The organism is Actinokineospora enzanensis DSM 44649, assembly GCF_000374445.1.
Taxonomy (GTDB): Bacteria; Actinomycetota; Actinomycetes; order Mycobacteriales; family Pseudonocardiaceae; genus Actinokineospora; species Actinokineospora enzanensis.
In genome coordinates, this window is record NZ_KB894424.1 from 92,946 (window position 1) to 116,350 (window position 23,405).

Here is a 23,405-nt window from a genome sequence, read left to right on the forward strand (position 1 = left end):
GGTGCGACCCGGAACGTCGGCCGTGTATCGGCGGGTCCACGGCGTGGCTGGCGGTGCCGCCGGGACGGCCTCGTACTGGATGTACTTGGTCGTTTCCGGCGGTGCCGTCAGGCACGTCGTGGGCGGGTCGAGACATGGTCGACGTTCCGGGTCGCACCACTAGGAAACCAGGAAGGCCGAGCACGGAGCGGGAGCACGATCACGGACCCATCCGCCATGATGGCCGGGTGAGCGACCACCTATCCATCACCCCAGAGGTAGCCGACGCCCTCTCCGCTGGCCAGGGCGTGGTGGCCCTGGAAAGCACCCTCCTCGCCCACGGCCTCCCGCCGGGCCGCAACCGCGAGGTAGCCCAACGCCTGGAGCACATCGTCCGCCAGGCAGGCGCCATCCCGGCCACCATCGCCGTCCTCGACGGCACCCCCCACATCGGCCTGACCGAGCCCGAGCTGGACCGCCTCTGCGCCCCCGACGCGGGTTTCGCCAAGCTCTCCCGCCGCGACCTGGCCCCCGCCTACGCGCTCAAGCGAAACGGCGCCACCACCGTGGCCAGTACCGCCACGCTCGCCCACCAGGCAGGCATCAAGATCTTCGCCACCGGCGGCCTGGGCGGCGTCCACCTGGCGGCCCCGGGCGAGACCTCCTGGGACGTCTCCGCCGACCTCGACGTCCTGGCCCACACCCCGGTCACCGTCGTCTGCTCCGGCGTGAAGTCGATCCTCGACATAGCCGCCACGGTCGAAGTGCTGGAAACCCGCTCGGTCCCCGTCGTCGGCTACGGCACAAACCACTTCCCCGGCTTCTACCTGCGAGAATCCGCTCACACCGTCCCCTGGCGGGTAGACACAGCAGCAGAAGCCGCAGCCATCGTGCACGCCCACGGATCGGTCCCCGGCGAGTCCGGCGTGCTGCTCGTCAACCCCGTGCCGGAGGCACACGAACTCGACCGCGACCTGCACGACCGCCTACTCGCCGAAGGCATGGCGATGCTGCGGCAGAAGGGGATCCGGGGCAAGGACATCACCCCCGCCCTGCTGGCCCACTTCCACGCGGGCAGCGGCGGCGCGAGCCTGTCGGCCAACACCGAACTCGTCGCGGACAACGCGCGCGTGGCGGCCGAGGTCGCGGTGGCGCTCGCTCAGCTGCGGTAGAGCTTCGCGATCACGTCCTCGATCTCCGGCTCCTGCACCGACAGGTCGCGCAGCGGCACGGCCCCGGCCAGCGCGGCGACGACCTCACCGGCGGTCGCCCCGTCGAGGGCAAGGGTCACCCGGTGTCCGTCGGCTGTCACCGAGGTGACGTCGGCGCCGGGCAGGGTGAGCCCGTCCGGCCAGGGCGTGTCCAGGTCGGCGACGATCACGCGGCGGGAGCGGTAGCGGGCGTGCAGCTCGTCGACCGTGCCGTCGTGCACCACCCGTCCGTGGTCGATGACCACCAGACGTCGGCAGAGCTTCTCGATGTCGGCCAGGTCGTGCGTGGTGAGGACGACGGTGGTGTCGCCGCGCGTGGCCACGCCCGCGAGGAAGTCGCGCACGGCCTGTTTGCTGAGCACGTCCAGGCCGATGGTGGGTTCATCGAGGAACAGCACCTCCGGTCCGTGCAGGAGCGCGGCGGTGAGTTCCCCGCGCATGCGTTGTCCCAGAGAGAGTTGGCGCACGGGAGTCTCGATGAACTCGTCCAGTGCGAGCAGCTGCGAGCACATCTTCAGGCGCGCGGCGTGGTCGCTGTCGGGGACGCGGTAGATGTGCCGTAGTAGGGAGAACGACTCGGCGAGCGGTAGGTCCCACCAGAGTTGGGAGCGCTGTCCGAACACGACTCCGATGCGTCGGGCGAGCGTGGTGCGTTTGGCGACCGGTGCAAGACCGCACACGGTCACCTCGCCGCCGCTGGGCGTGAGCACGCCCGTGAGCATCTTCAGCGTGGTGGACTTACCGGCGCCGTTGGGGCCGATGTAGCCGAGCATCTCCCCGCGCTCGACGGAGAGATCCACCCCGTCCACGGCGGACACCACGTGCCGCTCCCGGCGGAAGCGGCCGACCTTCCGGTTGACGGTGAAGTCCTTGCGCAGCCCGCGCGCCGAAATGATCATGACCCCGTACTCCGGTAGTGCCGCACGCCAAAGCGCCAGAACACGGCGGCCAGGCACATCGCGGCGAGGGTGACCAACGGTGAACACCAGTGCAGCCAGCCCGGCACGCCCAACGGGTCCGGCTGACCGGTCAGTGCGAGCGCCGGGAAGTACGCGACGAAGCCGAAACCGAGACCCAGGGTGAACAGGTCGCGGAACCAGCCCCCGTACATGTTGCTGGGATAGGAGGTGAAGTCGCGCCCGCCGTAGGTGAACGCGTTGGCGACCTCGCCGGACTCGATCCACCAGAACGCCACCGTCGCGCCCGCCACGAACAGGCTGCAGAAGAACGCCGCGCCGGTGAACGGGACCACGATGGCGAACAGGAGGCGTGGGATGTCCCAGTCGATGTCCGCGACGCAGAGCGCGACGGTATAGAGCGTCAGACCCAGTACCGCGCGCCCTACTCTGCGCAGGGCGAAGGTGACCGCCATCAGTTGTCCGAGCGCGGAGAGCGGCCGCAGCAGCAGCGAGTCGAACACGCCTCTACGGATGTAGACGCGCAGGTTGTCGACATTGCCCATGGTCAGGTCGGCGGTGGCGAAACTCGCCGCCGACAACGCCGCCATCAGCAGTACCTCGCGGGCACCGAAACCGCCCAGGCCGCCGCCGACGGAGAACAGCACGAACACGGTGGCGATATCGAGAGCGTTGGTGAGCATGCTGGCGAACAGCTCGAACGCGAACGACAGTCGGTACTGCGCCTGACTGCGGATCTGTGCGCGCAGCACGCGCGTGTAGATGGTGAGCCTGCCCGGTTCAGCCACCCTGCACCACCAGCTTCCGCACCGCGCGAGCCTGCGCCCACTTGCACACCAGCAGCAGAATCCCCACCCACGCCACCTGCCCCACACACACGAGCAGCGCATTGCCGATACCGCCGCGCTCGACCATCACGTCCAGTGGCCCCTGCATCAGCCCCGGGAACGGTGTGGCCACCCACAGCGCGGTGCTCAACCAGCCGGGCAGCACCGCCAGCGGGAAATACAGCCCACTGGCGAAACCGGACACGAACACCCAGAACACCGTCACGCCCCGGATGTCCAGCAGCCAGAACGCACTGAGCCCGATGAGGTAGCGGCAACAGAAGCTGATGAGCACAGCCGCCAGGGTGGACAACGCGAACAGTGCATAGGTCACCGCGTGCTGCGGCCGATAAAGACCGAAGGCGATGGCACCGATCAGCGTGGGGACCAGGAACCGGGTCAGCACCATGAAGCAGGCGCGGCCGAGCTCACCCCACAGATATGTCCACAGTGGATCGACCGGGCGCAGCAGGTCGGCCACCACGTCCCCGGAGCGCACCCGTTCGGCCAGGTCGAGCTGGTCCCAGCTGGCCACGACGGCCAGCAGGCCCTGCCCCATCCACACGTACGTGGCCAGCTCCGGCCCGCCGTACCCGGCGACCGTCCCGCCCGCGGTGGCGGCGACGGAGAGCAGGATGTAGCAACGGAGGAAGCCGAAGACGGTGTTGGTGAACGCGCCCGCGACCGTGGCCTGCCGGTAGGTCGCGTAGCGGCGGAACCCGGCCGAGGTCAGCGCGAGCTGCACACGCGGCATTGCGACTCCTCGGCAGGGGGGCTTTGACCGCGGACGCGGCGATCAAGAGGAGTTTCTACCCTAGGCGGGCCGAACGCGCGAAGCCATTTCCGGGAGGGCGAGATGCTGGTGGTCGTGGGGGACGCGGCGCTCGACGTCGTCGCCCGGCACACGGGACCGATCGCGGCCGGGGACGACACGCTCGCCCGCGTCACGCTCACCGCGGGCGGGGCGGGCGCGAACGCGGCGGCCTGGCTGGCCCACCTGGGCGCGGACGTGACCCTGGTGTCCCGCGTCGGCGCGGACGCGGCGGCGGCGCAGCTGCGGGAGGAGCTGACCGCGCGTGGCGTGCGGTGCGCGTTCACGGTCGACGCGGAGGCCACGACGGGATGCGTGGTGGTGTTGGTGGACGAGACGGGTCAGCGCACGATGCTGCCCGACCGGGGCGCGAACGGGCGGCTGCGGTCCGCGGACGTGGACCTGACCGGCGCGCGACACGTGCACCTGTCCGGATATGTCCTGTTGGAGAAGAGTTCCCGACAGGCCGGTGTGGAGATACTGGCGGCGGCGCGCGCGGCAGGCGCGACAACATCCGTGGATCCACAATCCGCATCACTACTCGGCGACGGGTCGTCGTTCCTCGCTGCCGTACAGGGGGTGGATCTGTTGCTGCCCAACGCGGAAGAGCTCCGAGTGCTGGGTGATTCACACGTGCTGGACACGGTGGGAGCGGTCGCGGTGACCGATGGCGCGGCCGGTGCGCGGTGGATCGAACACTCGGGCACGGTGCGCGTACCGGCGCGCGCGGTCGAGTGCGTGGACACCACCGGCGCGGGTGACGCGTTCAACGCCGGACTGTTGCACGCGTGGCTGTCCGGCGAGTCCCGGGAATCGGCGCTGGCCGCGGGCGTCGCGGCGGGTACACGCGCGGTGTCGCAGGTGGGCGCGCAGCCGCGTTAGCCGCCCTCGACGACCCGGCGGTTCTCGATCGCGCGGGCGTCGCGCTGGTAGCGGTTGACCTTCTCCACCTTGCGCGGCGCCCGGTCGTTGGCGATGAGCACCGCCATCCAGGGCAGCGGGATGGACAGCGCCACGAACCCCAGCGCCAGCCACCAGGTGTGGTGGAACAGCCCGGCCAGCAGCAGACACGGCAGCCGCAGCCCCATCATGATCATGTACTTGCGCTTGCGCGCGGCGAACTGCTCCTCGTACGACGGCGCGGCCTCGGTGATCAGAACCGGGGTGTCGTCCCGCTCGGCGCCCATCACGACACCACCTCCGTCCCCCATCCTCTCACCTCGGCGCGGCAACTGCGCCATACGGGTATTTGTCGGTCGAAATCCGTCGCACAGCCGGTACAAAGAGTGGCTATGACGGGATTCGCGGTCGAGGGCTTCGGCGCACCTACCCGACACCGCATGGCCGAGGCCAACCTGGCCCGCCATCTGACCACCCCGGCCCGCGTCCTGGACGTCGCGGGCGGCCGCGGCGAGGACGGCGTGCCGCTGGCCGCGCTCGGCCACGAGGTCACCATCCTGGACCCGGCGGGCGCGGTCCTCACCGGCGCGCTCGCGCACGCCTATGCCCGCGGTGTGACCGTGCACGTGGTGCAGGCGGCCGCCGAGGACGCCCCGGACCTGTTCCGGGCCTGCGACTTCGACGTGGTCCTCTGCCACGACCTGCTGCACTACGCCGAGGACCCGATCGGCCTGCTGCGCGCCGTGACCACCCCGCTGCGCCCCGGCGGCCTGCTGTCCGTGCTCGGCCCGCTCCTGTCCGCCCAGGAGGCCCGCGACGCGGTCCAGGCGATCGGCGCGGAGATCATCGCCCGCTACCGCCTCCCCGGCCACTACCACCTCCTGGCCCGCGTCTGACCAGCACCTTCCCCTGGCCTGTTGACTTGCCTAGCGGAACCGAGCGCAGCATCCTGAAGCAGGCTGGCATCGGCAGGAGGGCACCGTGACCAACTTCGTGATCATCATCGAGCGTGCCGAGGACGGCGGTTTCGGCGCGTGGTGCCCCGACCTGCCGGGCTGTGTCGCGCTCGCCGACACCTACGACGAGACGGTCGCGGAGATGCGGACGGCGATCGAGTTCCACCTGCGCGGCATGCGGGAGAGCGGCGAGCCGGTCCCGGTGCCGACCGCGGTCGGTGCCGCGATGGTGGCGGCTGCCTGATCGGCCCCGCCCCCGGGGCGTGCGAGCATTCCGGGGTGCTTCCCCATTTCACGAACGAGTTCTGCGCCCGGCTGCGCGACACCCTGCGCGAGATCGGCTACGACGCCGACGGTGTGGTGGCCGCGTTGGGCGACCAGGCGCACGCCGCGTTGGGCCGGGGTGAGCCCGAGCCCGCGCGGCGGGCCACCGCCGACGGGTCGTCGTTGGCGACGCTCATCCGGTTGTTCCTGGTCGGGGACGCGGTCCCGGCCGACCGGGTGCGCCGGGCGCTGTCCGGGGCCGTGCTCGACGAGGCCGCCGCCATCGGGCTGGTCGCGCTCGACGGCGACACCGCGCGCGCCGGGCTCGACCTGCGCCCGTTCGGGGACGAGCAGGGCTCGTGGTGGGTGGTGGCCGATCTGGACGCCGACCAGGCCGGGCGGCCGGTCGGGATGGACCACGTGCTGGGGATCGGGCACGCGTCGTTGAGCCTGGCGCGGGCGACGCTGCGCAGGCCGGTGGGGTCGCTGCTGGACCTGGGTACCGGGTGCGGGGTGCAGGCGCTGCAGGCGAGCAGGCATGCGGCGCGGATCACCGCGACCGACCTGTCCGAGCGGTGCCTGGCGCTGGCGTCGGCCACGTTCCGGCTCAACGAGATCGAGGTCGAGACCGCGCGCGGGTCGTGGTTCGAGCCGGTCGCGGGCAGGCGGTTCGACCAGGTGGTGTGCAATCCGCCGTTCGTGGTGGGGCCGCCGCGGGTCGACTACGTGTACCGCGACTCCGGGCTGGCGGGCGACGACGCGAGCGCGCTGGTCGTGCGCGGACTGCCGGACGTGCTCGCGCCGGGCGGGGTCGGGCAGCTGCTCGCGTCCTGGCTGCACCGGCGCGGCGAGGACTGGGCCGACCGGGTCGCGTCCTGGCTGCCGGACGAGGGCGTGGACGCCTGGTTCGTGCAGCGGGACGTGGCCGAGCCCGCCATGTACGTGGGCACCTGGCTGCGCGACGCCGGGATCGACCCGCGCTCGGCGGCGGGCTCGGCGCAGGCGTCGGCCTGGCTGGACTGGTTCGCCGAGCACGACGTGGTCGGCATCGGGTTCGGGTTCGTCACGCTGCGCACCACCGACACCGACACCGAGCTGGCCTGCGAGGACCTGCGGCACGCGTTCGACGACCCGCTGGGCCCGGAGGCGGGCGGCTGGCTGGACCGGGTGGCCTGGCTGCGCGCGCACGCCGACCCGAAACGGCTGCTGTCCACGACGTTCGTGGTGCCCGACACGGTCGTGCTGGAGCAGGTGTCCGAGCCCGGCGACACCGGCTGGCGGGAGGTGGTGCGCAGGCTGCACCGCACCGACGGGCCGGGCTGGCAGCAGGAGACCGACGAGCTTGTCTCCGCGCTGCTGGCGGGCTGCCGCGGCCACCTGCCGCTGGCCGAGCTGCTGGCGCTGCTGGGCATCGCGCACGACCTGTCCGCGGACGCGGTGGTCGCGGCGGCGCTGCCGGTCGTGGCCGATCTGGTCACGCACGGCATGCTGCTGCCCAAGGAGCTCGCGTGAGGGCGGTGGTGGCGCGGGTCACCCGGGCGTCCGTCACGGTCGGCGACGAGGTGGTCGGGCGGATCGACGAGCCCGGCCTGCTGGTACTGCTCGGCGTGCACATAGCGGATACACCGGACAAAGCGGTGACGATGGCCCGCAAGTTGCACGAGCTGCGCGTGCTGCGGGACGAGGAGTCCTGCGCCACCACCGGCGCACCCTTGCTCTTGGTGAGCCAATTCACACTGCACGGGGACACCCGCAAGGGTCGCCGCCCGTCGTGGACCGCGGCCGCCCGACCGGAGCACGCGGAGCCGCTGGTCTCCGCCACGGTCGCCGAACTGCGGGCGCGCGGCGCCCGGGTGGCCACCGGCCGGTTCGGCGCGATGATGGCGGTGGAGAGCGTCAACGATGGGCCCTTCACCGTTTTGATTGACACCTGACCGGGGACACCGACAACACACCGTCGTCGTTGGACGGTCACCTCACCCGCAAGGCTGATACCGAAGTGCACCCGAAGGAGGATGTGACACCGCAATCTCCAATGCCACCGTGGGTTCCGATGACCAGTGCCGACTTCTCAGCGAAACCTCAGGTAAACCTGAGCAACGCTCCGCTCGTCGGAGGCGTCATCACCAGTGGGGAAACGCGGGAACGATTCCACGCCCCGCGACGTTTCACAGGCAGAACCACCGTGACAGGGGGAGGGAGCACCATGACGGTCCCGCAGCAGCGCGAGCCCGAACAGCTCACCTACGAAGCCGATCTCGACGCGCAGGGACCCGCGGCCGACCTGGTCCGCGTCTACCTCAACGGGATCGGGCGCACCGCGCTCCTCACCGCGGCGCAGGAGGTGGAGCTGGCCAAGCGCATCGAGGCGGGGGTCTTCGCGCAGCACATGCTCGACACCGCCGCCGACCTGTCCCCCGCCCGCCGGGCCGAGCTGCGCGCGCTGATCGCCGACGGCCACACCGCCAAGAACCACCTGCTGGAGGCGAACCTCCGCCTAGTCGTGTCGCTGGCCAAGCGCTACACCGGCCGCGGCATGCCGCTGCTGGACCTGATCCAGGAGGGCAACCTGGGTCTGATCCGCGCGGTGGAGAAGTTCGACTACACCAAGGGCTTCAAGTTCTCCACCTACGCCACCTGGTGGATCCGCCAGGCGATCACCCGCGGCATGGCCGACCAGGGCCGCACCATTCGGCTCCCGGTCCACCTGGTGGAGCAGGTCAACAAGCTGGCCAGGATCAAGCGCGACCTGCACCAGCAGCTCGGCCGCGAGGCCACCAAGGACGAGCTGGCCAGGGAGTCCGGCCTCACCCCGCAGAAGGTGGCCGACCTGCTCGACCACGCCCGCGACCCGGTGAGCCTGGACATGCCGGTCGGCTCCGAGGAGGACGCCCCGCTCGGCGACTTCATCGAGGACGGCGAGGCCACCGACGCCGAGAGCGCGGTCATCTCCGGCCTGCTGCAGGACGACATGCGCCGGGTGCTGGCCACCCTCGACGACCGCGAGCAGTCCGTCATCCGGCTGCGCTACGGCCTCGACGACGGCCAGCCGCGCACCCTCGACCAGATCGGCAAGCGGTTCGGCCTGTCCCGCGAGCGCGTCCGCCAGATCGAACGCGAGGTCATGTCCAAGCTCCGCCAGGGCGAGCGGGCGGAGAAGCTGCGCGCCTACGCCAGCTGACGACGACGCAGGCTCACACCTGCACTGACTGACGACGGGTGACCGGGCACCGCGCGAACGGTCCCGGCACACCGGCGTCACTCTGATAGCGGCGTTGACATGTGACCCCAGTCACGGCAGCGTAGTCGGCACAGGACCACGCGGTGCGGAACAGCAACCAGAGTCCGCGACCGCTCACCACGGGAGGTCGGGACGGCCGGGGGCCGCCCCGGCCTTCCGGCCTGACCCCCCATGTTCGCGGAAATCGCTCACCTGGTGGCCTTCAGGTGTTGTCTCTGGGGGCCGAGCCCCCAGGCCCCCACGGTGCGAGCTTCGTACGTTGGCGGGCGCTGGGCGCGATGCCAGCGAACCAGCGGGCAGATCGCCGCAAGCTTCGTACGTTGACGGGCGCTAGGCACGATGCCAGCGAACCAGCGGGCAGATCGCCGCAAGCTTCGTACGTTGACGGGCGCTAGGCACGATGCCAGCGAACCAGCGGGCGGATCGCTGCGCTCCCGAGGGGGCGGGTAACGCGTGGTGGGGGTGCCCTCTTGATTGCGCTTGGGCGATTCTCTTTGTGGGATTTCCTTGGTGGATCTAGGAGGGTGGGGGTTTGGGGAAGTTTACTTCCACGGTGGATTGCAGGGTGTCCAGGCGGGTGTTCACCGAGGTGATGAACTCGTCCAGGCGGTGGGAGAGTTTGTCGAGGCTGTGGTGGATGGCGGCGAGGTTGCCGGGGATGTCCTCCGGCGCGCGGATCGGGGGCTCGTCCACGGGCTGAAGGCGGGTACCGGCGGCGAGCGAGCGCAGGTGTTCCGGGTGTAGTTCGAGGGCCTCGGAAACGGCGCGGAGAATGTGGTCGGCACGGTGACGTTGCCGTTTGTTGTACTGCAGTTCGGCGACGGTCGCCTTGGACACGCCGGAACGCTCGACCAGGGTGGCCTGGGTCATCCCGATCTCGGTCATGCGGGTCTGTATCGCGTCCGCGACCGCGGGCCAGTCCTCCGTCGCGGCTGCCACAGAACTCCTTCGACTCCCGATGTCCGGTGGCCCGAGAATAGCGCTACCCATTTTTCGACATCGAGCGCCTTCGACATTCTTCCCACCCCCGGGAACCGTGGGATGAAATCATCCCGATAAATAGCTTGAAATCATCTTCTCCTGTTGCGGTGGCGGTAAACCCGATGAGTGCGGCGGCTATTGCGCCGATGATCCGGATCAGCGTCGGATGACGGCGCGTGAATCGGATTCGGGAGCCAGACGTGGGGTGTTCCGCCGACTGTTCGGCATGGTGGGAGTCGGAATGGCGGGTCGAGAGCGGTCGCTGCCCGGCGATGTGTCGGGCAGTGTGGGCGCGGCCTCGACCAGGACCGTGGGAGTACCGCGACAGCGAATGGGCGCTACGGGCGGCGCGCGGCCGGTGGCTGGGGCGGCACCGGGAGTGATCAGGGTGGTCAGGGCCACGTGTCGACCACCTGGCGCGGGCGGTTCGGCGGAGTACGTTTCAGGGAATCTCGGACGCGCGCAAGGGAGCCCGCACATCGTGACCGCCACCGCGAACTTCGACTACACCGACGTCCTGCCGCTCGGCCCGGACCGGACCACCGAGTACCGGCTGGTCAGCACCGAGGGGGTGCGGGTCGTGGAGGCCGCCGGGCGGCGCTTCCTTGAGGTCGACCCGACCGTCCTGACCGCGCTGGCCAAGGAGGCGGTCAAGGACATCCAGCACCTGCTGCGGTCCTCGCACCTGACCCAGCTCAAGGCCATCGTGGACGATCCGGAGGCGAGCGGCAACGACCGGTTCGTCGCGCTGGACCTGCTGCGCAACGCCTGCATCTCGGCGGGCGGCGTGCTGCCGATGTGCCAGGACACCGGCACCGCGATCGTCATGGGCAAGCGCACCGAGACCGTGCTGACCGGCGGCACCGACGAGCAGGCGCTGGCACGCGGGATCTTCGAGGCGTACCAGGAGCTGAACCTGCGGTACTCGCAGATGGCCCCGGTGACCTTCTGGGACGAGAAGAACACCGGCACCAACCTGCCCGCGCAGATCGACATCCACACCAAGCCGGGCATCGACCCGGTGTACGAGCTGCTGTTCATGGCCAAGGGCGGCGGCTCGGCCAACAAGACCTTCCTGTACCAGGAGACGAAGGCGGTGCTGAACCCCAAGCGCCTCGCGTCGTTCCTCGACGAGAAGCTGCGCGGCCTGGGCACGGCGGCCTGCCCGCCGTACCACCTGGCCGTGGTGGTCGGCGGGTTGTCCGCGGAGCAGAACCTCAAGGTCGCCAAGCTGGCCTCGGCCCGCTACCTGGACACCCTGCCCACCGAGGGCTCCGCGCTCGGCCACGCGTTCCGCGACGTCGACCTGGAGCAGCAGGTGCTGGCGATGACCCGCGAGTTCGGCATCGGCGCCCAGTTCGGCGGCAAGTACTTCTGCCACGACGTCCGCGTCATCCGCCTCCCCCGGCACGGCGCGTCCTGCCCGGTCGGCATCGCGGTGTCCTGCTCGGCCGACCGCCAGGCCAAGGCCAAGATCACCCCGGACGGCGTCTTCCTGGAGCAGTTGGAACGCGACCCGGCCCGGTTCCTGCCCGACGTGCACGGCGAGGACCTGTCCGACGAGGTCGTCCGGATCGACCTGACCCGCCCGATGGACGAGATCCGCGCGACCCTGACCAAGCTGCCGGTGAAGACCCGCCTGTCGCTGACCGGCCCGCTGGTGGTGGCCCGCGACATCGCGCACGCCAAGATCAAGGAGCGGCTGGACGCGGGCGAGCCCATGCCCCAGTACCTGCGCGACCACCCGGTCTACTACGCGGGCCCGGCCAAGACCCCCGAGGGCTACGCGTCGGGTTCGTTCGGCCCCACCACCGCGGGCCGCATGGACTCCTACGTCGAACAGTTCCAGGCCGCGGGCGGCTCACTGGTCATGCTCGCCAAGGGCAACCGCTCCAAACAGGTCACCGACGCGTGCGCCACCCACGGCGGCTTCTACCTTGGCTCGATCGGCGGCCCGGCGGCCCGGCTGGCACAGGACTGCATCAAGAAGGTCGAGGTCCTGGAATACCCGGAGCTCGGCATGGAAGCGGTCTGGCGCATCGAGGTCGAGGACTTCCCGGCGTTCATCGTCGTGGACGACAAGGGCAACGACTTCTTCGCGGGCACCACGACGCCGACCCTCCAGATCTCCTTCCGTCGGTGATTCCGCTGGTGGGGTCGCTCTTCTCGCGGCCCCACCCCAGTCCTTCCGACGGCAGAGGTCAGCTACGGATTCCGGGACAGGAATTGTCGGATAGGCGCCGGAATTGGAGAGCGGCAAGGTGAACCCATCCGTTCATCACGGCGCGGGCAAAAACGATATCGCCGGGCGCGACGAAAAACAGCCGGTGAATCCTGGAAATGGGCGTCACCGGCGGGAACCCGAGTGGGCGCTCGGGTCTGCGGCCGGGACAGGGCGCAGGGTCTGTCCCGGCCGGGCTTGCGGGGGACTAGGAAACGGCCTCGGTGACGACCACCTTGCGGTCGCCGACGGGCTGGTCTAGCGGGATCTCCACGGCTCGGGGCGTGAGCACGGTGGCGCAGACCTTGCCGCCCTCGGGGCCGCCCTGGGGTGAGGTCTGTGGGGCGAGCACGACCGTCACCATGGCGTCGGTGGCCTGGGCGACCGAGGCGTCGATGCCCGCGCAGGCGTCCCGGGCGATGGCGATGAGCTGGAGGGACTTGCCGTCGGCCGAGGCCCAGACGCGGCGTTCCTGGTAGCTGTCCGGCAAGGCCTTGGCGTCGACCTGGGCGGCGGGCAGCTCGTGGAAGCCCTCGGGGGCGGTGATCTTGCCATCCGGTTGGACGGACAGCTGTGGGGCGGGCGCCTTGGTCGGCACCGGACCCGTGGGCTGCCCGGCGGCGGGGGCGCCGGTGGTGGCGGCCGCGCCGGGCGAGGTGCCGCCCGGGGTGGGGGCCGGGTCGGCCGAGCCGCTGCAGCCCGCGAGGGCGAACAGGGCCAGGGCCGCGACGGCCGTGGACAGAGTGGTCTTCATGAGCCCAGGACGGTAGCCGACCCCCACGTGGTTGCACGGTGAGCAACACAGGGTGGTGCCCCGGTCGGTGGGGCAATACCGACCGGGGCACGCGGGAGGAAGGTTCAGGTCGTGCGTTGCTCGCTCTTGAGCACGACCGTGCGCTCGCCGAGTGGTCGCGCGAGCTCCACGGTCAGCCTCGGGTAGCGGATATCCATCGTGCACTGCATGGGCTTGGCCGGTTGCGTCTCCACCAGGGTGATCACGACAGCCCCTGCGGACTGGTCGCCGACCTCGGCGCTCGCCTTGCCGCAGCCGCCTTCCTGGGCGACCACGCCCACCGTGCCGCCGCCGTCCTCGGTCCACACGGTGACCGGGTAGTTCTCGGCCAGGCCCTGCGCGTCGACCTGACCGGTCGGGACGGCGGTGCCGTCGGACGGGGGGACGCGGGCGGGTTGGCGGTCGGGCTCAACAACCGTCGGATCCGATGGTGGCGCGGGCGCGGGTGTGGTACCCGTGCCGGCGCAGGCGGACAGAGCCGCGAGAAGAACGCCCGCGCCAATGATGGTGTGAAGGCGTCTCATGCCCCCAGGACGGATCCGCCCGCGCGCGGGGTTGCATTAGTGGCTCACTAGTCGACCGGAACAGGCTCGATCGCATGGCCTGCCAGCGGTTTCGCACACGCCGAACACACCAACAGCGTCTCGTACGGGTGGCAGGCGCCGCGATGGGTGAGCAGCATGGCCGGGCCCTCGGGGGCGTGGAACCAGCGTTCGCCCCAGTCGAGGCCGGTCATCAGGACGGGGAAGAACGCGCGGCCCTTGTCGGTGAGCCGGTAGAGCGAGCGGTCCGACCGGTCGGGGTCGCCGGTCGCGGTGAGCACGCCGAGGGCGCGGAAGGTGCGCAGCCGGTCGGCGATCACCGTGGCGGGGGCGCCCAGCCTGCGCTGGAACTCGACGGCGCGGCGGGCGCCGAGGAAGGCGGCGCCGAGCACGGCGGCGGACCAGCGGTCGCCGATGAGGGCGCGGCTCTGCGGGAAGAACCCGGCGCCCAGGCTGGTGGAGCCGCTGGAGCGGCGGCGGAGCGTGGCGTTGGGCGCCGACCGCGGCCACGAGCCGCTGGGTCCGAACTCGGCGGCCACGTCGCGCGGGGCCACCGGGGCCAGGCACGTCCGGCACACCAGGGTCGGGGTGAAGTGCTCGCCGCAGCCCGCGTGCCGCATGGCGGGCAGCTCGGCGCCGTATCCCGCGGCCCAGACCGCCTCCCAGGCCCAGACGGTGACCATCAGCGGCCATAGTCCTATGCCACGCGGGCTGAGCAGATAGTCCTCACCGTCCTGGACGAGCACACCGGTGTCGCACAGGTGGCGCAGCCGGGCGGTGAGCACGGCGTTGGTGATCGGCAGCAGGTCCTGCCAGTCCTTGGCGCGCCGGGTGCCGCGTTGCAGGGCGTGGCGCAGGATCAGCAGCGCCCACTCGTCCGCGGCGGTCCCGATGGTGAGGGCGATGGCGTTGTCGCCACCCGCGCCGAGCTCGCTGGGTCGGTCCGGGGGGTGCGTCATCGCCGACCCGGGGCACGGCGGGGGCACGGGTCAGTGGTCATCGCGTCAGACTTGTGGTCAGGGTGGCCGTCCTCATCGCGCTCCGGACGGCTGCGCAACGGTCGTGGGGACCCAGCATAGCGAGGCGGGACCGGCGACAAGGGCGAAACGGGATCACTCGATCGACGCGTGCGGTGATCAACCGCACACGGACCGTCAACCTCACGTCTACGTCCACAGTGGACCGGACGGCCGCGGTGGTTGCCCGCGCGCCCGCCCCCGACTACAACTGCCCGTGACCAGGCGGTACGGAGGGGGTGCGCGGTGGGCGGCGACGCGTACCTGCTCGACTACGTGCGCACCGCGCGCGGCCGCGGCTCGTCGGGCGGCGGACTGCGCCATCTGGGCCCGCTGGACCAGGTGACGCCGCTGCTGCACGCGCTCGTGGAGCGCAGTCCCGGCCTGGACCCGGGCATGGTCGACGACCTGGTGCTCGGTTGCGCGACGCAGACGGGCGAGCAGGGCGGCAACCTCGCCCGCACCGCGACGCTGCTCGCCGACTGGGGCCACCGGGTGCCGGGGGCGACGGTCAACCGGTTCTGCGCCTCGGGCATCGACGCGGTGGCGCAGGTGGCGGCCCGGATCCGCGCGGGCGAGCTGGGACTGGCGGTGGCGGGCGGCGTGGAAAGCGCGTCCCGGGTGCCTGCCGGGGCCGACCATGCTCCCTTGTGGACGGACGTGGAGGTGGTGCGGCGCACCGGGTCCACCCATCCGGGGGTGGCGGCCGACCTCAACGCGACCATCGACGGGTTCACCCGGGAGGAGCTCGACGGCTACGCCCTGGAGTCGCACCACAAGGCGGCCGCAGCGGCCCGCGCGGGCGCCCTCGCCCGGTCGCTGGTGCCGGTCGGCGGTCTCGGGCACGACGAGCTTGTTCGCGCGGACCTTGGCAGGGCCGAGCTGGCCGCGTTGCCACCCGCGTTCGCCGGTCTGGGCGCCGATGGCCAGGACGAGCTGGCGTTGACCGGTCGTACGTGGCCCGCGCGGATCGACCATCGGCACACCGCGGGCACCTCCCCGCCACCCGCCGACGGCGCGGCCCTGTTGCTGGTCGGCGACCTCGCCACGGCGGGACGGCTGGGCTTGGTGCCGCGGGCGCGGATCGTGGCCTCCGCCGTGGTCGCGCAGGATCCGGTGACGATGCTGACCGCGGGCCAGGAGGCTGTCGGCCGGGTGCTGCGCCGGGCGGGTGTGACGCCGGACGAGGTGGACGTGTTCGAGTTCGCGGAGGCGTTCGCCGCGCCCTGCCTGCGGTTCCGGCGCGCGTTCGACGCGGGACCGGACCGGCTCAACCCGGCGGGCGGCACTATCGCGGCCGGGCACGCGGCGGGCGCGACCGGCGCGATGCTGGTGGGCGGCTGCCTGGACGAGGTGGAGCGGCGGGCGGGCCGGTACGGGGTGGCCGGGGTCAGCGCGATCACCGGACTGGGCGTCGCACTGCTGTTGGACCGGGGTTGATCATCGTGGCGCGTTCGGCGTAGGGGGTTCAGCCCGGCGCGGGCCGCTCGCTCGATCGTGTTCACTGGATGGCTGTGGCCCAGCACCTGGTTCGCCGTCTCTGCGTCCTCGTCGCCTGCACGGCCCTGGCCGCCTGTTCGGCACCGCCCGCGAACCGCGTCGACATCACCGCGGTGGCGCCGACGCCCGCCTCGACGGAACTCCCGACCGCAGCCACCGGCAGCTACACCGTCGACTGCGGGCGGGACGAGGAGAACCACCGCAACAACGACAACCTGGTCGCCTCCCCCGGTGTCCACGACGGCGCGCACCACCTGCACGACTACGTGGGCAACCTGGCGACCGACGCGTTCAGCACCGACGACGTGCTGGCCGCGGCCAAGACCACCTGCCGCGACGGCGACCAGTCGACCTACTACTGGCCCGCGCTGCGGCTGGGCGGCCACCACGCCGAGGTCCGCACCCCGGACTCGGTGCGGATCGTGTTCGAGGGCAGCCCGGTGAGCAAGGTCGTGGCCATGCCTCGCTTCCTGCGCACCGTCACCGGTGACGCGAAGGCAGGCCCCACTGGCCTGCCGACCTGGACGTGCGCGGGGTTCACGGATAGAGCTATCCGCGACTACCCGCGTTGCCCGGCCGGATCGCGAATGCTGCGTGTGTATGTGTTCCCGAGCTGTTGGGACGGCCGGAGCACGGACAGCCCGGACCACAAGGCGCACCTGCGTTTCCCCACCGCGAACGGTTCCTGCCCGCATGCCACGTTCCCGGTGCCGCGCCTCCGCATCGAGGTGGGCTACGACCTGCCACCGGACACGGAGTTCAGCATCGACAGCTTCCCGGACGTGGCCGACAGGGCTGCCGCGTCCGACCACGCGCACTTCATCGACGTGCGCACCGACCGCGCCATGGCGGACCTGGTGAGCTGTATCAACCAGGGCCGCGTCTGCCCGTGAAGTCTGTTTCGAACCGAACCGGCCCGGCGGCCGTGTCAGCCGGGAAGCGCAACGCCGTTGGACAGGGAGTCGGCATGGCGAGGCTGTTCGCCCGCGACCGGGCGACGTCGAGGGACGAGGCGCTGGTCCGCTCGCTCTACGAGGAACACGGCAGGGCCCTGCTGGCCTACGCCACCCGGCTCACCGGCGACCGCGCGGCGGCCGAGGACGTCGTCCAGGAGACCCTGGTGCGCGCGTGGCGGCACGCGGACAAACTCCTGAGCCGGGAGGGGTCGGTGCGCGCCTGGTTGTTCACCGTGGCGCGCAACCTGGTCGTGGACAAGATCCGGGCCAAGGCGGCCCGACCGGCCGAGGTGGCCGAGTCGCCCGTCTCGACCGCGGTCGCGGGCGACCACGCCCAGCGGGTAGTGGACTCGATGAGCGTGCTGGCGGCCATCGAGGGGTTGTCGGAGGACCATCGGAAGGTGCTGGTGGAGATCTACTTCCGGGACCGCAGCGTGGCCGAGACGGCACAGGAGCTGGGCATCGCGCCCGGCACGGTGAAGTCCCGCTCGCACTACGCCCTCCAGGCCCTCCGCACCGCGATGACCGGCAGGCGCGCCAAGCTGGAAGGGACGCCCGCATGAACCCCACGCACGAGTCCCCCCTACTCGGCGCCTACACCCTGGGCGCGCTGGACCACGACGAACGACGAACCGTCGAGGAACACCTGGCGGGCTGCCCCGACTGCCGCGCCGAACTGGCGGAACTGGAGGAGGTGCGCGACATGGCCGGAGAACTCCCGGCGGAGGCCCTGCTGCACGGCCCCCCGGACGACGGCGATCTTCTGCTGGCCCGCACCCTCCGCCAGGTCCGCACCGAGGCCACCACCAAACGCACCCGCACACTGGCGATCACGGGCGTGGCGGCCGCGGTGGTGATCGCGGCCGTTCTCGGCACGGGCGTGTTGATCGGCCGCTCGACCCGGCAGGTCGCGGAACCGCTGCCGACGACTGCGTCGCCGACCGAGACGCAGGACCCGGCTACCCGGTATGTCTCCGGCATTGATCCACGCACGCACACCCGGCTCACGGCGGCTATCACGCCTGCGGCGGGGTGGGTGCGGGTCAATGCGTCGATCACGGGGATTCCGGCGGGGGAACGGTGTCGGGTGATCGTGGTCGCCAAGGACGGGACGCGGGAGACCGCCGGTGGGTGGTTGGTGTCGGCCAAGGGGGCGGTGGAGGGGACGAACCTGGACGGGGCGGCGTTGGTGGCGCCGGATCAGGTGGCGTCCATCGAGGTGGTCGACACGGAGGGGAAGAGATTCGTGTCCGTGTCGGTCTGAGCCTGTGTTCCGGGGCTTCCGTTCGGTCGGAAGCCCCGGATACCGACGCGGACGTACCGGTATTCGACGCCGACCGCCATGATCCACAACTCGGTCGCGGCGCACACCCCGCCCTCCCTAGGGGTTTCGGGTCCCTTGTCAAGCGTACGAAATGTGGATCGTTGTCAATAGGGGCGGCGCGGGGTTGGGGATGGGTTCGAGGGGATGTGGATAAGTCGGGGTCAGCGGATGGGGCGGAGGCGGCGGGGGCCGGTGTCGGGGCGGGATGGGGGTGGGCCAAGGGTGGCGCGCGCGCCGGTTACGTAGGCGCCTGCGGCGGAGGCGAGGATGGGTTCCAGGGTGAGAGTGCGGATTTCGGGGATGTCCTCGGCCAGGGCGGCGACACGCAGGACCAAGCGTTCCAGGGCGGGTAGGTCTGCCGGTTCGCTGCCCGCGTAGCCGGCCAGTAGTGGGGCGGAGCGGGGGGCTCGGACCAAGCCTGCGGCGTCGGTGTCGGTGAGGGGGAGGGCTCGGTAGGCGCGGTCGCCGACCAGGTCGCTCAGGAGTCCTGCCAGGCCGAAGGACACGACGGTGCCGAACGACGGGTCGTCGTGCAGGCCGATGGAGCAGGAGGTTCCCTTGGGGGCCATGCGTTGCACGTGCACCTCGGGGCTGGCCGCGACGGCGCTCAGGTCGGCGTAGGCGTTGCGGATGGCGTCCTCCGTGGTCAGGTCCAGACGAACGCCGACGAGGTCGCTGCGGTGCCGGAGGCGTTCGCTGGTGGTCTTGAGAACGACCGGCAGGCCCAGTTCCAGGCCGACCGCGACGGCCGTGTCGGCGTCGGTGACCGTGCGGAACGGGAGGATGTCGATGCCGTAGGCGGCCAGCAGGGCGATCACCCGGTCGTCCGGCAGCGGTCCGTCCTGTTCGGACAGTGCGACCACGGCCGCGGCGGCCGCCGGGACCAGGCCGTCGGGGGTGACGGTGCGGCCGACCGGGGCCGAGCGCCAGCGGGCGTAGTCGGTGGCGCGGGCGAGGGCGGTGACGGCGCGCTCCGGGCTCGGGTAGGACGGGATCGAGCCGCGGCCGGGTGCGCCGTCCGGGCCGGGGACCGCGAGTTCGGCCGGGATTCCCTCGGCGGCGAGGAAAGTCGACACGATCGGTTTGCTGTCGGCCTCGGCGAGCCCCTCGGCCAGCTCCCGCAGCGCGCGGGCGTAGGCGGTGCCGGGGATCGCGAGGGGTGGCACGAAGACCACGATCAGGGAGTCCACGTCCGAGCGACGCACGGCGGCCGCGACGGCGGCGGCGAACTCGTCCGGGCCCGCCTGCGCGCCGACGTCGACCGGGGCGTCCGCCAAGGCCAGGCCCTGCGCCAGCGCGGCGTCGGCGGCGAGTACGCCGATCGCGGACGAGTTGCCGACGACCGCGACGCGTTCACCCGGTGGGAGTGGTTGGTGCGCAAGGAGAAGCGCCGTGTCGAAGAGTTGCGCGATCGACTCGACCCGGATAACGCCCGCCTGCTCGAACAACGCCTGCACGCTCGCCTCGTCGACCGCCACCCCCGTCGCCGCGAGCGCGGGCAGCACCGTGTTGCGGCCGGACTTGACCACCACCACCGGCTTCGTACGACCCAACCTCCGCGCGAGCCGTGCGAACTTGCGCGGGTTGCCGAACGACTCCAGATACAACAACACGACGTCGGTAGCGGGGTCGGTTTCCCAGTACTGCAACAGGTCATTGCCGGAGACATCCGCGCGGTTGCCTGCGGAGACGAAGGTGGACAACCCCAACCCGCGCGCGGCGGCGTCCGCGAGAATCGCCGTCCCCAGCGCGCCGGACTGGCAGAAGAACCCCGTGCGCCCAGGCCCCGGCAGGGTCGGCGCGAGTGTCGCGTTGAGACGCACGGACGGGTCCAGGTTCACCACACCGAGCGCGTTCGGCCCCACCACGCGCATGCCGTGCGCGCGGGCCTCGTCGACCAGTCGCCGTTCCGCGCCGCGGCCGTCCGGGCCGGTCTCGCCGAAGCCGGAACTGACCACCACCAGCGTCTTCACGCCCTTGGCCAGGCAGGCGTCCATGACCTCGTCGACCCCCGCCGCCGGGACCGCGACCACGGCCAGGTCCACCGGATCGGGGATGTCCAACACGGTCGGGTAGGCGCGGACGCCGCGCACGGAGCGGTGTTCGGCGTTGACCGGGAACACCGGCCCGGCGAAGTTCGCCGCCAGCAGGTTGCCCAGCACCGCGTTGCCCACCTTCGCGGGGTCGGTGGACGCGCCGATCACCGCCACCGACCGCGGGTGGAGCAGGTTGTGCACGCTGCGCGCCTCGGCCGCCTGCTCGCGTGCGTGCGCGACCTCGACCGACGCCTCGGTGGGGTCGATGGCGAACTCCAGGTGCAGCGCACCCTCGTCGAACACGCGGCTGACCTGGTAGCCCGCGTCGCGGAAGACGCGCACCATCCGGACGTTCTCGGCGAGCACCTCGGCCTCGAACCGGGCCAGGCCGCGTTCGCGCGCGGCGGCGGCGAGGTGTTCGAGCAGGATCGAGCCGAAGCCGCGGCCCTGGTGGGCGTCCTCGACGACGAAGGCCACCTCGGCGGAGTCGGTGCCGGGCACGCGTTCGTAGCGGCCGACGGCGACGATGTCATCACCCAGCAGGGCCACGAACGCGACCCGGTCGCGGTGGTCGACCGTGGTGAACCGGTGCAGGTCCTTGTCCGGGATCTGCGGGTACGGGCCGAAGTAGCGGAAGTAGCGGGTGCGTTCGGACAGCCTGGTGTGGAAGGCGAGTAAGGCGTCCGCGTCAGTGGGCACTATCGGCCGCAGGTGGGCCGTGCCGCCGTCGGACAGGACGATGTCGGCCTCCCAGAGCGGCGGGTAGGCGAACGGATCCGGTTGCGGGGTGGGCACGTCAGTCCCTCGGGTCGTCCGGGTCGAGGCCGTGCAGCGGGAACACCGCCGCGCGCACGTCCCGGATCACCGCGTCGACCGCCTGGTCGCGGCCGCCGCCCCACGGCTCGAACGCGGGGTCGCGGCCGTCGCCCATGGTCGCGGGCAGCGGCGTGTTCGGGGCGAGGCCGCGCACCGAGGTGGTCCAGTCGACCGGGAGCGGGGTGTCGACCGGGATGTCCCGGTCGAGGACGATCGCCAGCAGGTGTGCCCACGATCGAGGGACGACCCGCACCAGCTGGTAGCCACCGCCGCCGGTGACGAGCCACCGCCCGCCGCAGTGGCGGTCGGCGAGGTCGCGCAGCACGCGGAAGATCTCGCGCTGGCCGTCCACGGAGAGGCCGAGGTCGGCGAGCGGGTCCTCCTCATGGGTGTCCACACCGCACTGGGTGACCAGAACCTGGGGGCGGAACGCGGCGAGCAGCGACGGTACGGTCGCGTGGAAGGCGCGCAGCCACTCTGGGTCCTTGGTGCCGGGCAGGAACGGGACGTTCACCGACAGTCCCTGCGCCGCCGGGCCGCCCAGCTCGGTGACCGAGCCCGTGCCCGGCCACAGCGTCGCCGGGTGCTGGTGCAACGAGACGGTGAGCACGCGCGGGTCGTCGTGGAAGGCGGTCTGCACGCCGTCGCCGTGGTGGACGTCGACGTCCACATAGGCGACGCGGTCGAAACCGTGGTCCAGCAGCCAGGAGATGGCCACGGCGCAGTCGTTGTACACGCAGAACCCGGCGGCCCGGTCGGGCATGGCGTGGTGCAGGCCGCCCGCGATGTTGACCGCCCGCCGCGCCGCGCCGCTCGCGATCCGCTCGGCCGCCAGCAGCGAACCGCCGACGACGAGCGCGGACGCGGCGTGCATGTCGGCGAACACCGGGTTGTCGGCGGTGCCCAGGCCGTGCCCGACACCCCACGACGCGTCCGGCGCGGCGCGCACGGCGGCGATGTACTCGGCGGTGTGCACCCGCGCGAGATCGGCGTCCGCGGCGGGCTCGGGCGCCAGGAACCCGACATCGTCGAGCACACCGAGCGACCGGGCCAGCCGCAGCGTCAGCTCCAGCCGGATCGGGTTGAACGGGTGGTCGTCGCCCATGTCGTAGCCGAGGAGCGCGGGATCCCAGACCACCGCCGCGTCCACTCCGTCACCCATGCCAGCACCCTAATCCCCGGACTTGTGCCTGGCACAGGGCCGACGACTACCGGTCGCCGGTGGCCACCGGGCGCTCGGGGTCGCGGCTCCAGTGCGACCAGGAGCCCGTGTAGAGGGCGGCGGGGCGCCCGGTCGGGGTGACCCCGGCCAGTTCGAGGGCGAGCACCACCGAGGCGGCGGAGACGCCGGACCCGCAGTAGGTGCCGACGCGGTCGCCGGTGACGCCGAGTTCGACGAACCGGGCGGCCAGCGCCTCGGGGGCCAGCCAGCGGCCGTCCGCGCCGAGATGGCCCGCGAACGGGGCGTTGACCGCGCCCGGCACGTGCCCGGCCTGCGGGTCGACCGGCTCCACATCGCCGCGGTAGCGCTCCGGGGCGCGGGCGTCGAGCAGCACGCCGTCGCGGGCGAGCGCGGCGGCCTCGTCGGCGTCGAGCACCGGCATGGCGCCGGGGTGGACCTCGATGTCGCCGGGTTCCGGGGCGGGCACGTCGGTGGTCACCGGGCGGCCCTCGGCCACCCACGCGGCGTAGCCGCCGTCGAGCACGGCCACCTCGCGGTGCCCGGCCCAGCGCAGCAGCCACCACGCCCGCGCGGCCACCGACCCGTTGTCGCCGTCGTAGGCCACGACCGGGCTGTCCGCGCGCACGCCCGCCGCGCGCAGCACGCGCTGGAGATCCTCGGGCGCGGGCAGCGGGTGCCTGCCGCCGTCGCCGGGCGGCGCGGCCAGGTCGGCGTCGAGGTCGAGGAAGACCGCGCCGGGCAGGTGGCCAGCGGCGTACTCCTCGCGGCCGGGCGGACCGCCCAGCCGCCAGCGGATGTCCAGCAGTACGGGTGGTCGGGCACCGTCGAGAAACGACACCAGTTCGGCGGTGGACACCAGGGGCGCTGAGGTCTCGTGCACCGGCCCATCTTGCCGGCCCGGGTACTTGGTCACTGCCAGCTACTACCGCGC

The 23,405-nt window shown here is 71.7% G+C and carries 23 protein-coding genes; 12 read left to right on the forward strand and 11 right to left on the reverse strand.

Going from position 1 to position 23,405, the window contains the following annotated elements; genetic code table 11:
* Positions 1–227: 227 nt before the first annotated feature.
* The gene (locus C503_RS0123590) at positions 228–1,151 is read left to right on the forward strand and encodes a pseudouridine-5'-phosphate glycosidase (protein WP_026316625.1); all 924 of its coding nucleotides are present in this window, start codon (positions 228–230) and stop codon (positions 1,149–1,151) included.
* On the opposite strand, the gene C503_RS0123595 is transcribed toward C503_RS0123590, so the two are convergent.
* From C503_RS0123595 to C503_RS0123605, 3 genes are read right to left on the reverse strand one after another with little or no spacing between them, the layout of a single operon-like run.
* Positions 1,139–2,089, reverse strand: a complete 951-nt coding sequence (locus C503_RS0123595) for an ABC transporter ATP-binding protein (protein ID WP_018684701.1) — start codon at positions 2,087–2,089, stop codon at positions 1,139–1,141. The genes C503_RS0123590 and C503_RS0123595 overlap by 13 nt on opposite strands.
* Positions 2,086–2,895: an ABC transporter permease gene (locus C503_RS0123600; RefSeq protein ID WP_018684702.1), complete on the reverse strand. Its 810-nt coding sequence runs from the start codon at positions 2,893–2,895 to the stop codon at positions 2,086–2,088. The genes C503_RS0123595 and C503_RS0123600 overlap by 4 nt, the downstream gene beginning before the upstream one ends.
* Entirely contained in the window at positions 2,888–3,688 is an 801-nt protein-coding gene (locus C503_RS0123605; RefSeq protein ID WP_018684703.1) for an ABC transporter permease, read from the reverse strand. The genes C503_RS0123600 and C503_RS0123605 overlap by 8 nt, the downstream gene beginning before the upstream one ends.
* Before the next feature lie 102 nt (positions 3,689–3,790).
* Between C503_RS0123605 and C503_RS0123610 the strand changes: the two genes are divergently transcribed.
* Entirely contained in the window at positions 3,791–4,627 is an 837-nt protein-coding gene (locus C503_RS0123610; protein ID WP_018684704.1) for a carbohydrate kinase family protein, read from the forward strand.
* On the opposite strand, the gene C503_RS0123615 is transcribed toward C503_RS0123610, so the two are convergent.
* Positions 4,624–4,956 (reverse strand): DUF3099 domain-containing protein, encoded by a 333-nt coding sequence (locus tag C503_RS0123615; protein ID WP_211222445.1) that lies wholly within the window; start codon positions 4,954–4,956, stop codon positions 4,624–4,626. The genes C503_RS0123610 and C503_RS0123615 overlap by 4 nt on opposite strands.
* A gap of 81 nt (positions 4,957–5,037) precedes the next feature.
* Between C503_RS0123615 and C503_RS43530 the strand changes: the two genes are divergently transcribed.
* The 5 genes from C503_RS43530 to C503_RS0123640 all read left to right on the forward strand — a co-directional run bounded on the left by C503_RS43530 (position 5,038) and on the right by C503_RS0123640 (position 9,046).
* A complete protein-coding gene (locus C503_RS43530; protein WP_018684706.1) occupies positions 5,038–5,541 on the forward strand; it encodes a class I SAM-dependent methyltransferase in 504 nt (167 codons plus the stop codon).
* An 85-nt stretch (positions 5,542–5,626) separates the two neighbouring features.
* Positions 5,627–5,845: a type II toxin-antitoxin system HicB family antitoxin gene (locus C503_RS0123625; protein ID WP_018684707.1), complete on the forward strand. Its 219-nt coding sequence runs from the start codon at positions 5,627–5,629 to the stop codon at positions 5,843–5,845.
* A gap of 35 nt (positions 5,846–5,880) precedes the next feature.
* Positions 5,881–7,377 carry a DUF7782 domain-containing protein gene (locus C503_RS0123630; protein WP_018684708.1) on the forward strand — a complete coding sequence of 499 codons (1,497 nt, stop codon included), beginning with the start codon at positions 5,881–5,883 and terminating at the stop codon, positions 7,375–7,377.
* Positions 7,374–7,799, forward strand: coding sequence for a D-aminoacyl-tRNA deacylase (gene dtd / locus C503_RS0123635; protein WP_018684709.1), 426 nt, complete (start codon positions 7,374–7,376; stop codon positions 7,797–7,799). The genes C503_RS0123630 and dtd overlap by 4 nt, the downstream gene beginning before the upstream one ends.
* Before the next feature lie 272 nt (positions 7,800–8,071).
* Positions 8,072–9,046: a sigma-70 family RNA polymerase sigma factor gene (locus tag C503_RS0123640; RefSeq protein ID WP_018684710.1), complete on the forward strand. Its 975-nt coding sequence runs from the start codon at positions 8,072–8,074 to the stop codon at positions 9,044–9,046.
* Positions 9,047–9,622: 576 nt separating this feature from the next.
* On the opposite strand, the gene C503_RS0123645 is transcribed toward C503_RS0123640, so the two are convergent.
* On the reverse strand, positions 9,623–10,045 hold the full coding sequence (locus tag C503_RS0123645) for a helix-turn-helix domain-containing protein (RefSeq protein ID WP_018684711.1): 423 nt from the start codon (positions 10,043–10,045) through the stop codon (positions 9,623–9,625).
* Between the two features lie 523 nt (positions 10,046–10,568).
* On the opposite strand from C503_RS0123645, the gene C503_RS0123650 reads away from it, so the two are divergent.
* Positions 10,569–12,230 (forward strand): fumarate hydratase, encoded by a 1,662-nt coding sequence (locus C503_RS0123650; RefSeq protein ID WP_018684712.1) that lies wholly within the window; start codon positions 10,569–10,571, stop codon positions 12,228–12,230.
* 286 nt (positions 12,231–12,516) lie between these two features.
* Here C503_RS0123650 and C503_RS0123655 read toward each other — a convergent pair whose 3' ends face one another.
* From C503_RS0123655 to C503_RS0123665, 3 genes are all read right to left on the reverse strand, one after another.
* Complete coding sequence (locus tag C503_RS0123655; RefSeq protein ID WP_018684713.1) at positions 12,517–13,062, reverse strand: hypothetical protein; 546 nt, start codon at positions 13,060–13,062, stop codon at positions 12,517–12,519.
* Between the two features lie 104 nt (positions 13,063–13,166).
* The gene (locus C503_RS0123660) at positions 13,167–13,625 is read right to left on the reverse strand and encodes a flagellar basal body L-ring protein FlgH (RefSeq protein ID WP_018684714.1); all 459 of its coding nucleotides are present in this window, start codon (positions 13,623–13,625) and stop codon (positions 13,167–13,169) included.
* Between the two features lie 47 nt (positions 13,626–13,672).
* Positions 13,673–14,602, reverse strand: a complete 930-nt coding sequence (locus C503_RS0123665) for a winged helix-turn-helix transcriptional regulator (protein ID WP_018684715.1) — start codon at positions 14,600–14,602, stop codon at positions 13,673–13,675.
* A gap of 303 nt (positions 14,603–14,905) precedes the next feature.
* On the opposite strand from C503_RS0123665, the gene C503_RS0123670 reads away from it, so the two are divergent.
* The 4 genes from C503_RS0123670 (at position 14,906) to C503_RS0123685 (ending at position 18,379) form a co-directional block, all read left to right on the forward strand.
* On the forward strand, positions 14,906–16,099 hold the full coding sequence (locus C503_RS0123670; RefSeq protein ID WP_018684716.1) for an acetyl-CoA C-acyltransferase: 1,194 nt from the start codon (positions 14,906–14,908) through the stop codon (positions 16,097–16,099).
* Positions 16,100–16,167: 68 nt separating this feature from the next.
* Entirely contained in the window at positions 16,168–17,052 is an 885-nt protein-coding gene (locus C503_RS0123675) for a DUF1996 domain-containing protein (protein WP_156893421.1), read from the forward strand.
* Positions 17,053–17,126: 74 nt separating this feature from the next.
* Entirely contained in the window at positions 17,127–17,678 is a 552-nt protein-coding gene (locus C503_RS0123680) for a sigma-70 family RNA polymerase sigma factor (RefSeq protein WP_018684718.1), read from the forward strand.
* Positions 17,675–18,379 (forward strand): anti-sigma factor family protein, encoded by a 705-nt coding sequence (locus C503_RS0123685; RefSeq protein WP_018684719.1) that lies wholly within the window; start codon positions 17,675–17,677, stop codon positions 18,377–18,379. The genes C503_RS0123680 and C503_RS0123685 overlap by 4 nt, the downstream gene beginning before the upstream one ends.
* A gap of 221 nt (positions 18,380–18,600) precedes the next feature.
* On the opposite strand, the gene C503_RS0123690 is transcribed toward C503_RS0123685, so the two are convergent.
* From C503_RS0123690 to C503_RS0123700, 3 genes are read right to left on the reverse strand one after another with little or no spacing between them, the layout of a single operon-like run.
* Complete coding sequence (locus tag C503_RS0123690; RefSeq protein ID WP_018684720.1) at positions 18,601–21,270, reverse strand: bifunctional acetate--CoA ligase family protein/GNAT family N-acetyltransferase; 2,670 nt, start codon at positions 21,268–21,270, stop codon at positions 18,601–18,603.
* 1 nt (position 21,271) lies between these two features.
* Positions 21,272–22,453 carry an acetoin utilization protein AcuC gene (locus C503_RS0123695; protein WP_018684721.1) on the reverse strand — a complete coding sequence of 394 codons (1,182 nt, stop codon included), beginning with the start codon at positions 22,451–22,453 and terminating at the stop codon, positions 21,272–21,274.
* A gap of 46 nt (positions 22,454–22,499) precedes the next feature.
* Positions 22,500–23,354 carry a sulfurtransferase gene (locus C503_RS0123700; RefSeq protein ID WP_026316629.1) on the reverse strand — a complete coding sequence of 285 codons (855 nt, stop codon included), beginning with the start codon at positions 23,352–23,354 and terminating at the stop codon, positions 22,500–22,502.
* Between the last annotated feature and the right edge of the window lie 51 nt (positions 23,355–23,405).

Bases quoted from the DNA above. Each gene is read 5' to 3' on its own strand.
- C503_RS0123595 (WP_018684701.1), bottom strand. From the start codon at position 2,089: ATGATCATTTCGGCGCGCGGGCTGCGCAAGGACTTCACCGTCAACCGG.
- C503_RS0123605 (WP_018684703.1), bottom strand. From the start codon at position 3,688: ATGCCGCGTGTGCAGCTCGCGCTGACCTCGGCCGGGTTCCGCCGCTAC.
- C503_RS0123610 (WP_018684704.1), top strand. From the start codon at position 3,791: ATGCTGGTGGTCGTGGGGGACGCGGCGCTCGACGTCGTCGCCCGGCAC.
- C503_RS0123615 (WP_211222445.1), bottom strand. From the start codon at position 4,956: ATGGGGGACGGAGGTGGTGTCGTGATGGGCGCCGAGCGGGACGACACC.
- C503_RS43530 (WP_018684706.1), top strand. From the start codon at position 5,038: ATGACGGGATTCGCGGTCGAGGGCTTCGGCGCACCTACCCGACACCGC.
- C503_RS0123640 (WP_018684710.1), top strand. From the start codon at position 8,072: ATGACGGTCCCGCAGCAGCGCGAGCCCGAACAGCTCACCTACGAAGCC.
- C503_RS0123655 (WP_018684713.1), bottom strand. From the start codon at position 13,062: ATGAAGACCACTCTGTCCACGGCCGTCGCGGCCCTGGCCCTGTTCGCC.
- C503_RS0123660 (WP_018684714.1), bottom strand. From the start codon at position 13,625: ATGAGACGCCTTCACACCATCATTGGCGCGGGCGTTCTTCTCGCGGCT.
- C503_RS0123665 (WP_018684715.1), bottom strand. From the start codon at position 14,602: ATGACGCACCCCCCGGACCGACCCAGCGAGCTCGGCGCGGGTGGCGAC.
- C503_RS0123675 (WP_156893421.1), top strand. From the start codon at position 16,168: ATGGCTGTGGCCCAGCACCTGGTTCGCCGTCTCTGCGTCCTCGTCGCC.
- C503_RS0123680 (WP_018684718.1), top strand. From the start codon at position 17,127: ATGGCGAGGCTGTTCGCCCGCGACCGGGCGACGTCGAGGGACGAGGCG.
- C503_RS0123685 (WP_018684719.1), top strand. From the start codon at position 17,675: ATGAACCCCACGCACGAGTCCCCCCTACTCGGCGCCTACACCCTGGGC.
- C503_RS0123695 (WP_018684721.1), bottom strand. From the start codon at position 22,453: ATGGGTGACGGAGTGGACGCGGCGGTGGTCTGGGATCCCGCGCTCCTC.